The organism is Candidatus Nitrotoga sp. M5 (assembly GCF_927904885.1).
Classification (GTDB): domain Bacteria; phylum Pseudomonadota; class Gammaproteobacteria; order Burkholderiales; family Gallionellaceae; genus Nitrotoga.
The window spans coordinates 35,158-47,030 of the sequence record NZ_CAKMNW010000052.1 but is presented as its reverse complement, the minus strand read 5'-3'; the positions used below and the strand labels follow the sequence as shown (position 1 = coordinate 47,030).

At 41.1% G+C, this 11,873-nt stretch carries 9 protein-coding genes; 4 read left to right on the top strand and 5 right to left on the bottom strand.

Annotated elements, in window-relative coordinates:
* Positions 1–39: 39 nt before the first annotated feature.
* The 5 genes from MJ770_RS10110 to MJ770_RS10090 form a co-directional block, all read right to left on the bottom strand.
* Entirely contained in the window at positions 40–270 is a 231-nt protein-coding gene (locus MJ770_RS10110; RefSeq protein ID WP_239253551.1) for an efflux RND transporter permease subunit, read from the bottom strand.
* 21 nt (positions 271–291) lie between these two features.
* The gene (locus tag MJ770_RS10105) at positions 292–1,383 is read right to left on the bottom strand and encodes an efflux RND transporter periplasmic adaptor subunit (RefSeq protein ID WP_239253546.1); all 1,092 of its coding nucleotides are present in this window, start codon (positions 1,381–1,383) and stop codon (positions 292–294) included.
* Positions 1,384–1,442: 59 nt separating this feature from the next.
* Entirely contained in the window at positions 1,443–3,602 is a 2,160-nt protein-coding gene (locus MJ770_RS10100; protein ID WP_239253544.1) for a SulP family inorganic anion transporter, read from the bottom strand.
* A 468-nt stretch (positions 3,603–4,070) separates the two neighbouring features.
* The gene (locus MJ770_RS10095) at positions 4,071–5,951 is read right to left on the bottom strand and encodes a proton-conducting transporter transmembrane domain-containing protein (protein ID WP_239253542.1); all 1,881 of its coding nucleotides are present in this window, start codon (positions 5,949–5,951) and stop codon (positions 4,071–4,073) included.
* Positions 5,952–5,960: 9 nt separating this feature from the next.
* Positions 5,961–8,495, bottom strand: coding sequence for a YbcC family protein (locus tag MJ770_RS10090; protein ID WP_239253540.1), 2,535 nt, complete (start codon positions 8,493–8,495; stop codon positions 5,961–5,963).
* A gap of 116 nt (positions 8,496–8,611) precedes the next feature.
* Here MJ770_RS10090 and MJ770_RS10085 point away from each other — a divergent pair, with 116 nt between their 5' ends.
* From MJ770_RS10085 to MJ770_RS10070, 4 genes are all read left to right on the top strand, one after another.
* Entirely contained in the window at positions 8,612–9,472 is an 861-nt protein-coding gene (locus tag MJ770_RS10085; protein ID WP_239253664.1) for a LysR family transcriptional regulator, read from the top strand.
* A 160-nt stretch (positions 9,473–9,632) separates the two neighbouring features.
* Positions 9,633–10,436, top strand: coding sequence for a dienelactone hydrolase family protein (locus tag MJ770_RS10080; RefSeq protein WP_239253538.1), 804 nt, complete (start codon positions 9,633–9,635; stop codon positions 10,434–10,436).
* Positions 10,437–10,542: 106 nt separating this feature from the next.
* Entirely contained in the window at positions 10,543–11,094 is a 552-nt protein-coding gene (locus MJ770_RS10075) for an NADPH-dependent FMN reductase (protein ID WP_239253536.1), read from the top strand.
* A 66-nt stretch (positions 11,095–11,160) separates the two neighbouring features.
* The gene (locus MJ770_RS10070; protein ID WP_239253534.1) at positions 11,161–11,706 is read left to right on the top strand and encodes a YgjP-like metallopeptidase domain-containing protein; all 546 of its coding nucleotides are present in this window, start codon (positions 11,161–11,163) and stop codon (positions 11,704–11,706) included.
* Positions 11,707–11,873: the final 167 nt, after the last annotated feature.

Sequence of the window (11,873 nt, the reverse complement as noted above, 5' to 3'; positions counted from 1 at the left end):
CACTGTTATTCAGGCCATCTTTAACACTAAACTGTTGAACTATTCATGCCGGGCGCGCCATTGACAGCGCGTTCTAAGATAATCAGGGACTAATTTCACCAGCACATCGGCGCTGGAACCGGGAAACGATATTGAAATCGCAACCCGCGGTGGCGCGATATCTGGAAACTGGGAAATGGGCAATGTTTTCATCGCCAAAATCCCCATAAACAGGAACATCAGCGATAACGCGATCACCACCACAGGTCTTTTGAGGAAAATTTTAAACATGATTTACCCCTGAATAAAAGATTATTCGGTAAACATTTTCATCAAATCTGAGCGAACCTTTTGGGGTTGCTTTAAATTGATCATCACCTTCTCTCCGGGGCGTACTTTGCGTATACCCTCGAGCAAAATCCTGTCACCGTCATTCAGACCGTTTTTAATAATATACATTTGTGGCAATTCGGCATCTATATCGATAAGCCTTTGCTCAATTTTTTCTTCTTTGTTTACAACGTAGACATAGGTTTTATCCATAATTTCGAACGACGCCTTTTGGGGGATGAGCATGGCATTAGGGTAAGGCTTGGCCATGAGGATTGTTCCTGTCTCACCATGCCTGAGAACTTTGTCCGGATTATCGAACAAGGCACGGAATTGAATATTCCCGGAGGTATTATCAAAATCACCTACAATTGTCTCAATGACACCAGTTTGATTGAAAATCTCGCCGTTTGCCATTTTCAGTTCTACGATTTCACCAACTTTGTCGTTTTTTTTCGTTTTAAAATCTAGGTATTCTGCTTCTGGGACGTTGAAATAGACCCATAATTGGCTGACGTCAGACAGTGTCGTCAACAACGCACCTTCATCTAGAAGGCTGCCGACTCGGGCACTGAAATGATCCATAATCCCTTCAAAAGGTGCATTGATATCAGTGAAACTCAAGCGGGTTTCTGCCATTTTCACTTCCGCAAGAGCCTTATCTAATTTTGCTTTTGACAAAGCCAATTCATTGACCGATACGATATTTTTATCCGCCAAGCCTTGGGTATTAAGGTATTCGATGTTCACATTTTGCGCTTCCGCTTTCGCTTTTAGAAGTTCTGCCTCATAAATATTGGGCATGATTTTGAACATGGGCTGTCCCTTTTTTATCAATTGCCCTTCATCCACAAAAACATCCTGTAAGTAGCCCTTTTCTAAAGAGCGGACTTCAATATGCCTGATAGCATGAATCTGACAGACATAGTCTTTCATGACGAAAGTGTCTTCACGAAACGGTGTAGTTGCTGAATATTTTGGAATTTTATGATGTGTCTCGGTTTCAGTGTGGCTACATCCATTCATTAAAAGGGTGGCAATCAGGCCTGGGGCTAAAAATAATTTAGTGTTCATTTTTTTACCTTTCGGGTTGTCATGCAGCGAAGTATTTTGTTCAAGGCATATGGCCAAGTCTATTTTTTATTTTGAAAAGCCAAAAAATCTTTCTGTTGTAGCTTAACGAGTGCATGTATATCTTTTCCAACAGGCTGAAAGAGGGGGCGGAGCTTTCGCACAACAATACGGTTCGCTTCATTAACATCATGCTCGCGTAAAGCTAATATGACTGGCTTCAGGCCTTCATTGATAAATCTATTACGATTTGAGGCAAACCTCGCTGCTAACTCCTTTTCAGCGGGTGAAAGCTGGTTAGTCAAGTAGGCCTCCCACGTATTTTCAATATCCTCAATGTTCGCAACTATCTGAGCGGTATTGTGACTAATTATCTCTGGCGTCGGTGTTACCAGAGCAGTCGCGATGGCAAGCCGGTTTTCCAGTAATAGCAATTCAACATGCGCCACTTGCTCGAGCGGAATAGCAGGATCCTGCTGGACAGCATTTTGAACCTGTTCGGTCTTGCCCATTCCAACAATCAAGAGCGGTAGAGCGCATAACATTCCAAGCAGAATTGTCAGCTGAACCCACCCGAAACCATTTACAACTAACTCACCCTTTGCTGGAGCAGGTTCCTCTTCAAGGGGGAAATACTGTTTGCTTATTTTTCTTCCAGCCAGTGGATGATTGGAAAAAGTCTGGAATCGATCGAAACCTTTGACGATTACTACTCCACCAGCGCGAGTATATTCATCTTCAAAGTGTTTCAGGAATTCCATGAAAGAATGGTCAATGAGTTTAACTTTGGAAAAATCCAGCCTCACTTTTTTTCCAGCATCAAATTCTTTAAATGCATTTTTAAAGCTCATCAAGTTGGAGAATATCGCATCACCCTGAACAGTAAAGCTGTACTCATCTTCATCTTTTATTAATGTATAACGAGCTTTGAACATGCTACGCAGCGTAGCCCCATTTATAATATGGAATATAAATTTGGTTACGATGCCTGAGGCGACCCCTATCAGTAAATCGGTAGTTATAGTTGCGGCAATGGTTATTACAAAAATCACTAATTGTTCACTACCAATTTTGTAGGTTTTGTAAAATAACGAAGGTGCAGCTAGCACGTAGCCAACAAATATCAACATAGCTGCTAGCGCGGTATTGGGAATCATTTCAATCACGGGAATCATTAGTAGCATGGCAACCAACAAGAAGAAGCCATGAAAGAAATTGGCCCAAACTGTACGCCCACCAAAGCGTACGTTGGCTGAACTACGAGCAACTTCAGATATCATCGGAAGTCCTCCCAATAATCCCGAAACTGCGTTACCTGCTCCGACGGCTGCCAAGTCTTTGTTGTAGTCTGATTGACGCTTCCATGGATCCAACCCGTCAACCGCTTTTACGGTGAGTAACGATTCCAAGCTACCAACGACAAGGAACATGAATACATATTTCCAGAATACAAAACTCGTTATTCCAGAGAAATCGGCGTTAAAGCCTATTGAATCCCAGAAATCGCCGATATGAACAAGGGCATAAGCCGGTTGCGTTGTGTTGAAATTCATCATAACAGCCGCTGGAACTGCTATTAAAAGCACAACCATCGGTGCTGGAATTTTTTGCAAGAAACTGTTTTTTATTTTCGGCATACCAAATAAAACGATTAGACTGATAATTCCAATTATTGCAACCGGTTGATTAGCATTCATTACAAAATCGGGAATTCGTTCCAAAAGTCCAATTGGACTTAGTCCTTTTAATGTGGATGGGTCAATGCCCAGCAAGATAGGGATTTGTTTAGCAAAGATGATTATTCCAATGGCAGCCAACATTCCATGTACCGCAGAATGTGGAAAAAAATCACTCAGTGAACCGGCTTTCATGAAACCTAAAATGATTTGAATCCATGAAGCGACTACAATGGCACCCAGCGCTAAATGCCACCCTTCCGGGCCGCCTCCAAATTCTGCTACGCACCCCGCACAGATTGTTATTAAGCCAGCAGCAGGACCTTTAATGGTAAGCCGTGAGCCGGCAAAAAAACTGACAAACATACCTCCAATCATGGCTGTGAGAACACCCATTGCAGATGGAAATCCACTTGCTTTTGCAATGCCTAAACTGAGAGGTAACGCGAGCATAAACACAAGAAACCCTGATATAAAATCAAATCGGAAGTTTTCTTTTAGTCCGGCTAGACCCTCTTTGGGAAGAGATGATTGAATGGAACTCATAATTATGTTGCTCCTAGTTGTTAGGTAGAAATTTCCGGCTTTATAGTGACTTTATGGCCTGCTTTAACTTTAGTTTTAAAGTGTAGGCACATCGTTGGTATAAAGTTTATCCGGCGGTTTATCGTTCAGCATAATGTGCTGGCCTCTTTGCTTAAAAAATCTGAAGTGCCGTGTCTGTATCCAGTAGCACATTCTTGTGTTTGAAAATACTTGCCTTGTCGAATATTTTTTCAGGAACTTTTTCCTGTACTTGCTGCCCTACATTCCGATATTTGACTCATCGAGAACGATCGAACTGTTTAACCAATGCAGACAAAACTTGTCTTCATGAATTAGCAATATCAATCGGTACTTTTATTATTGTCATGTCCTCCACAGTTTCGATTGAACTTGATTGAGCGCATTTTTTTAATATTTACAAGGCCATCAATTTATATTATATATTATTGATTTTAAAATATATTTTAATCAAGTAGACCTGTTCGGATGAGCATGATAAGTTTTTATATGAGGCCCTAGAAAAATACGAGCGTATATCCTGATCAATGCAAGTCCCGTTACGACGTAACTCAAGGCAGCGAAAAATACCAGGCCAGCCTGCTCTTCATGGATATGAGAAAATATTAGTTCTACTCCAATAAATGTTGGAGTCATTGGGAATGCCATGAGGCCTAAACAAGCTAATAAAAAAATAAAAGACAATTTCGGATACTCGTGAGAGTGACCCAGGAACTGACCTAACGTGATGTTGTGTTCGCGAGATTTGAGTTCATTCAGACAAACGTAGCCTACAGCGCCTGAAAGAATTACACCGCTTAAATACAGAATAATTTCATTGGTGTTAATTGCGCCATTCAACGATATGGCGAGAGACCGATACAAATGCATGGTAATTACCAAGCCCAAACTTAGCAGAGCACTTTTTCTTTCTGTAAATGCTTTGAGCACCATCAGCAAACCAATCAATGCAAAAAGTTCAGGTAGCTGTTCGTATATTTCTTTTGGTATTAGCTCTGCATTGAATAAGCAGATTAGACCAATGAGATATGTTGCAATAAAGAAAATTGCAATTTCAATTCCTGAGAAAAAATTTAACTTTCTGCCAACCCACTTCAAAGGATTCCAAAAGAATCGATATACGAAGCTATCCAGATTGAATTCTTTGAGACAAAGCAAATACATTGAATAGTCAAGTTTTTTGAAAACTGACTTTTTATCAATATAGTGTCGCGGAATAAAATTATAAAATTGCTCGCGAATCATATAGCTGACTACCGAAGGCGAAACTAACAGCTGATAGGTCCTTAAAAAAGCGTTCCCGGCAAAATGAATCAATGCAAGAGTGTGAAAACCTAAAGCAATTTCAATAAAAATTAGTCCGATTTGAGCAATCGAGGAATAAGCAATTTGCGTTTTAACGGATGATTGGACTCGAGCAATTCCTGTGGCAACAATACTGGTAGTTAAACCTAAAATTACTACAGTTATTACTATTGAAGTAAGGTGCTCCCAAAAAGGAAATGTTCGTAATAATAGAAATACACCTAAATGCACTGAGAGCGATCCGTAAAAAATTGCGCTGGACGGAGTAGGACCTTCCATTGCTCTTGGAACCCAGGAAGAAAAAGGAAATTGGCCTGATTTTACTGCGGCAGCAAGTAATATCATCAGGGATATTAAAATTCCAAGTACAGGATGGGATTCGAGATGTTCGATAATAAGTTGTGTATCAGCGAACTCTGAAAAATTAATATTTTTATGCCACAAAGCATGACTCATCCACATAGCAATGAGTAAACTCATATCGGCAATACGAAACACTGTAAATACCTTGAGCGCATTTTTTACAGGCAAGTACCTATCTCTGTAAAAGCTAATCAATAAGAATGAAGAAAAACCGAGTATCTCCCAGCCAACAAAAAGGGTTTCAAAATTTCCCGAAAATACTATTAAGTTATAGCCAATATAAAAGAATAGAATGACGTTGAAAAAACGCTTGTAACCATCTTCGCGATGAAGATACCAACGACAGTATTGTGTCACCAGGAATGTGAGAGCAGATCCAACAAATAAGTAAACGGCACTGATCTTATCAAAATAGAAAGAAATTAGAAATTGATAATCCTTTGTTTTAAAAAGTGTAATTTCACTTCTCTCAAGTGTTGGTTGATTATTAAGTAGCCATACAATCAGGAATACCCAAGAAAGTACTAAATGTAAGCCCACAGTAAGAAAAACAATCCGCGAGACCGCATTTTCCATTTTAGCTGGGATAAACAGACTAAAAACAAATCCCAAAAATGGTATGAATATAAAAAATTGAAGCATTGATGTGAGTAGCAAAGTCATTTGAAAACCTTAATCCATTAAGTAGACAGGCAAATTCTCTTTTGTGGCTTCAACTATATGAATAGATTCTGCTGCTTTAACTGATTCAATTAAAGTTATAGCATCTGATATAGAACCAAGAGTTCGAGTTAATGGGTGGTAAACAGAGAAGCTGCCATCTTTAAACAAAAAAAGCTCGCGCGTCTCTGGGTTTACTGCAATTAACCGAACCCACTCATTTATATAAAACTCATAAGTTGCGGGTTGCTGATTAATGGCTCCCAATACAACTTCAGGGAAATGTTCAACTATCACTAGGAGACGAATCGGATCATGAACTTCAATCATTTGACTTGGGAGACCTGGCCTTAAATCGCCATCACTGCCGTTAGCAACACCAATAAGCCCCATAACATTATGTGGAAGTTTGGTTCCTGCACCCAATCTGTAATTGTCAACACGTGAGAAAAAGTATTCGAGGCTGATTCCCCCCATAACTGGTGCGATAGGTTTCATAACATTCAACAAATATTTTCCTTCAGGATCTATTCTGTAATCGTAAGAACTCATTGATGACCGCCGATCCAGATAGATGTCCTTTGTTAGATCTCTTCTACCGACAAAGCAAGATGCGTTAGTTGAATGGTTAAGTTCTTGTCGAGGCTCGAATAAAGAAACTGATCTCCTGAGAATTTCCTTATGAATCTTCTCGGCGCTCAAATGAGTATCAATTGACACTAACCTTCGCGACCGTTCTTTGGAGTTTAAATCTAGGGCTTTGGTAAAAACGGGGATGTTTTTTTTGTGATTTGTCAAATTAACAGGAGAAAGTAAATCCTCATCGAAATAAGTGATCTCGTCACGAGTAGTATCATGAAGAGCACCTAAAAACTGTGTTTCGATTGGAATTACTAACCCTCTTGAACTCAACATCGCTCTAACTTCAGAGTGATTAGCCATAAAGCAAAATACTCTTGCATTAACTGAACCTGGCCTCCCTCCGCAAGCTCCACAGTCATAAGCACAATAATGAGGATTGTTGATACTGGTTGCACCATGTCCAACAATGTATACAATTGATGCAAAATCTTTTACAAGTCCAACACTGGTTAGAATTGCTTCCACTCGTTGAACCATCTCATCGATTGTAAATCCAACTTGTAAATCGTTTTCCTTATGGTCCACACTTTTATTTTCAATAGTAAGCTTTGAAAGCTTATCCATATGTGCAATCGGTGAGGACATAGCAGGCATCGCGGAAGGCCTGAAAACATTCAGTGCGAGTTTAAATCCTGACAGCAGTCCCAACGTTTGAGTAATTAGCGTACCTCGAAAAAGAGAATGTGATATTTTGGAAAGGTACGCCTCTTTCTTCCTCTTTTTTCTAGTTTCTGTTTCCTTGATTAAATACTTTGGTGTAACTGGCGCAGGGCAACATTTTGTATAGGATTTTCCATGCTCGGGTTGATAATAAAACTCAACTCCAAAGAACCCAGGTGTTGCAAAAGTTTCACATTCGGGGTCAACTCTTTCAAGGTAACGCCGGAACGAAAGTTCCCTATCATCGATACATGTAAATATTTGGAAACTTTTGTGGAATGGAACTGTTTCCTTTTTCTTTTTTTGCAATTGAATAGCGGCAAGGACTGGGTCATAATAAGACCATTCAAAAGCATCTTGCCAGATTGAAAGGACCTCATCTAATTCAGTTTTTGGAACTTCCTCAAAAAGTTCTGGAGGCCTGTTTTTGAGATTGTTACCAATTGGCAACCAATCATTTTCAAATTTAGAATCAAGTGTATCGATCTCAAGTAAGAGTTCAAAAACCACTAAGTCATGAAGTGATATTTTTTTTGGATTTAATAAAGACTGAGGTTGATCCTCAATGGTAGATACAATACCTGACCAACCTTGATGAGCAAATTGCTGATCATATAAATAATGCTTGTATAGTGATTCGTCACCAACAAGAATTTTTAACAAATCTTCAATTTTACAATTGCCCGTGAGGAGGAGTTTTTTTGCTCTTGTTCTTTTAAAAAAGCTTGTAAAACTGTTCGCTTCAATTTCTCTAATAGAAGAAAGAAAGCCTTTATGTCCAACAGGGAAGCCCCATATTGAAATCCCCTGATCGAGATAACTGCAAAGAATCCTGAATAGTAGTGGATGAATAGCTAAATCAAGATCTATATGGTATTGTTTTTTCCAATTTAGCCTTAGTAAACCGATTCTTGATGAGACGGATGTGTCATACTTTTTACTGAGCACATTTTTCATCCACTCATGTGCATGCTCTGCCCCTTTTTGCTCAGCAATAATTCTTTTCAGGATATCTTCCCGGATACGCTTAGAGATGTATAGCGACCTATAATCTTCTAATTGGAGCGAGACAAAATAACCAAATATTTTGGATGCATGATGAATACCATCATGGAATTTAAAATTCTGGAATGCATGTAATGTATTGTGATGAATAAAATCTTTTAGCGGGGCCTGACTAGGTAAATAGTGCTTTAACTCATGAAGTACTTCATGTTCATTAAAAGTAGAATTATTTGAATTCATCGGCTGCCTATCTAAAACAATTTATATTTGCATAACTCCGAATGTAAATTATTAGCGTGGCATTAGACAAACGATTTAAATTGGACTTTAGTATCGGCATATCCGATATCAACCCTATGGATATAGATCAAATTAGAACTTTTTTGGGTGTGGTCGCCCATAACAGCTTTGTTGAAGCTGCAAACAGACTGCATGTTACCCAATCGACTGTCAGCGCACGCATACAAAGATTGGAAACCTATCTTGGCGTTACTTTATTTGTGCGTGATCGGTCCGGTGCAAAATTAACACTCTCAGGACAACATTTTTTTCGTCATGCGAAATCCTTTTTATTAACACTGGAACAAGCCCGACATGATATTAAGTTGCCTAGTCGTTTCCGCGCCAGCATTACTGTGGGGGCCAGGATCGCTTTGTGGGAAGAATTGCTGCCCCGATGGGTTGGCACTTTACGTTCTCAATCACCAGATATTTATATTCGTAGCGAAATTGGCTTTGAAGATGATTTAATCCGTGGAATGATCGAAGGCAGATTGGATGTAAGCTTGATGTACACGCCACAACAAAGTTCTGGCCTTCAAATTGAGCATTTATTTGATGAAACACTGGTGCTAGTGACCACCGATCCAGATAAGCCTTGGCCAAATGAAGACTACATCTATGTGGACTGGGGGCCGGCATTTTATGAGCTACATAATAGCTATTACCCCAATATGGAACGCCCTCCCCAGGTTGTCAATATTGGCTGGCTTGGAGCACAGCTAATCATCAGCAATGGCGGATCATGTTTTCTTCCTATACGCTTAGCAAAACCTTTAATTCAGACTAAACAACTATTTATAGTACCTGACAGTAAGCAATTTCAGTTGCCGGCTTATATGGTATTTCCACGACATAGTGATTCCATTGTTTTACAAGAGGTGCTGGAAAGCTTACGTTCATTAGCTGTTTCTGAGCGTCGAAAAATCAAGAATTGAATTAAGGTCAATTTAAACCAGTTTCTGCATTACAAAACTGATTGCTACTATAGATTTTTGCTGAAAATCAACATTTTTAAATCGTAGCAAGGATAGGCAAACCGCGCTGGTTTAACTTTTAATTAATATGAATTTCCTGATAATTTTTTTGGAGAGAATTATGAATAAATTTTTTTTGATTGCGGGCTTAATGTTTGCGACCTCTGCGACTTACGCTGCCGTACAAGGCAGGGAAGTAAGCTATAGCGCCAACGGTACAATTCTCAAAGGTTATATCGCTTACGACGATGCTATAAAGGGCAAGCGGCCAGGCATTCTGGTAGTGCATGAATGGTGGGGACACAACGAATATGTTCGCAAACGCGCTCGTATGTTGGCGGAGCGTGGCTATACTGCGCTGGCAGTTGATATGTACGGTGACGGCAAACAGGCACAACACCCAGACGATGCGGGCAAGTTTGCCCGCGATGTGGCAAAGAACACTGACCTCGCCAAGGCTCGATTCGACAGCGCATACAATCTTATCAGCAAGGATAAAACCGTTGATTCCAACCGCATCGCAGCCATCGGCTATTGTTTTGGTGGTTCTGTAGTATTGAACATGGCGCGCATCGGTGAACCTCTAAAGGCGGTGCTAAGCTTCCACGGTGGCCTGGAAACAGAGTTTCCAGCAAAAGCGGGCAAGGTCAAGGCGCAAATCGCATCTTTCACTGGTGAAGATGACCCGATGATTCCCGCTTCGCAGGTCGCCGCCTTCAGGCACGAGATGGAGGAAGCCGGCGTGACTTACAAAGCAGTGACCTATCCCGGTACCAAACACAGCTTCACGAATCCAGACGCAGATAAATATGCTCAAAAATTTAAGCTGCCGGTGGCCTATAACGCTGCAGCAGACAAGGCTTCGTGGAATGAGGGCATGGAATTTTTGGCCGATGCGTTTCATGTTGGAGATATGACTAAGTAAAACGAAGGCAGTCAACAATCGCATCGAAGATACATATAGAGTGCATAGCTGCACTGATGTAGTCGAAATGGTTTAAGTTTTTCTATCCTATTTAAAGGACATCATCATGAGTCAATATCAAATTGCCATTATTGTTGGAAGCCTTCGTAAGGATTCATTTAACCGCAAGTTAGCGCACGCCATTGTAAAATTGGCACCACCGGAGTTCTCATTCAAAGAATTGCAAATCAGTGACTTGCCACTTTACAATCAGGACGACGATGCTAGCCAGGCAGAATCCGTCAAGCAGCTAAAAAGCGGGGTTTTGACGGCACAGGGCTTACTATTTGTTACACCCGAATACAACCGCTCTATTCCTGGCGTACTCAAAAACGCAATCGATCACGCCTCGCGGCCCTATGGCCAAAGTGCCTGGGCGGGTAAGCCTGCTGGTGTGTTAGGTGCTTCTCCCGGGGCCCATGGCACGGCCATGGCGCAACAGCATTTGCGCAACATTCTCTCTCACCTAAACGTACCGACGCTTGGTCAACCCGAAGTATTCGTTCAAGTAAAGGATGGATTGTTTGACGAAGTCGGTGACATCGGTACAGCCAGCAAAAAATTCTTCCAGAACTGGATGGATCAATATGTCGCATGGGTGAAAAAACACGCTGACTGATGGAGTTAAAATTACAAATACATAATCGCTTATCCCTTATCATCTGCCATGTCGTGACATGCCGATATGCACACGAAACCTTCTCCTAGTTATCTTTCTGGTTACCCATTAGTATTGACAGAGCAAGTGCAGCAGCTTATCAAACAAGGCCTGCTGACCAACATACTGCTGCAGAAGTACCCACAAGCGCACACAATACGCTCTGACAAAGCGCTCTATGATTATGTGCTGGAAATCAAAGGCCAGTATCTACGTAACGCCGGCCAGCTGAGCAAGGTTGCGTTCGACGGCAAACTGCATGTCATCCAGCACGCACTGGGCACACACACCAGCATCTCTCGAATACAGGGCACAAAACTCAGGGCCAAGCGTGAGATACGCATCGCGGAATTGTTCAAGGAGATGCCGCTTGATTTTTTGCGCATGATCGTTGTTCACGAACTCGCACACATCAAGGACCGTGAGCACAACAAAGCTTTCTATCAACTGTGTCGGCATATGGAGCCTGATTATCACCAGCTGGAATTTGACCTGCGAGCTTACCTCACCTATCTCGAAGCAACTGGCAAGCCACTTTGGTCGGCTACCAGTGTCAATACAGTCTCGCCTTGACTGTGGGCGATAAGGCCGCGAAGTTCGCTACAATGCCGAACGGTTATGGAGGTCAATCAATTTATCTGTGCATGTTTTCACCGTTTTGATCTGCACTATAACTTGCAAGAATTTGCGAGCAGCTTTGTGCAAAACAGTTAATTGGGTAATGCACTAGCCTGTTGCCG

What these genes read in the sequence shown, in the direction of transcription:
- MJ770_RS10110 (WP_239253551.1), bottom strand. Translation starts at nt 270, where the DNA reads ATGTTTAAAATTTTCCTCAAAAGACCTGTGGTGGTGATCGCGTTATCG.
- MJ770_RS10105 (WP_239253546.1), bottom strand. Translation starts at nt 1,383, where the DNA reads ATGAACACTAAATTATTTTTAGCCCCAGGCCTGATTGCCACCCTTTTA.
- MJ770_RS10100 (WP_239253544.1), bottom strand. Translation starts at nt 3,602, where the DNA reads ATGAGTTCCATTCAATCATCTCTTCCCAAAGAGGGTCTAGCCGGACTA.
- MJ770_RS10095 (WP_239253542.1), bottom strand. Translation starts at nt 5,951, where the DNA reads ATGACTTTGCTACTCACATCAATGCTTCAATTTTTTATATTCATACCA.
- MJ770_RS10090 (WP_239253540.1), bottom strand. Translation starts at nt 8,495, where the DNA reads ATGAATTCAAATAATTCTACTTTTAATGAACATGAAGTACTTCATGAG.
- MJ770_RS10085 (WP_239253664.1), top strand. Translation starts at nt 8,612, where the DNA reads ATGGATATAGATCAAATTAGAACTTTTTTGGGTGTGGTCGCCCATAAC.
- MJ770_RS10080 (WP_239253538.1), top strand. Translation starts at nt 9,633, where the DNA reads ATGAATAAATTTTTTTTGATTGCGGGCTTAATGTTTGCGACCTCTGCG.
- MJ770_RS10075 (WP_239253536.1), top strand. Translation starts at nt 10,543, where the DNA reads ATGAGTCAATATCAAATTGCCATTATTGTTGGAAGCCTTCGTAAGGAT.
- MJ770_RS10070 (WP_239253534.1), top strand. Translation starts at nt 11,161, where the DNA reads ATGCACACGAAACCTTCTCCTAGTTATCTTTCTGGTTACCCATTAGTA.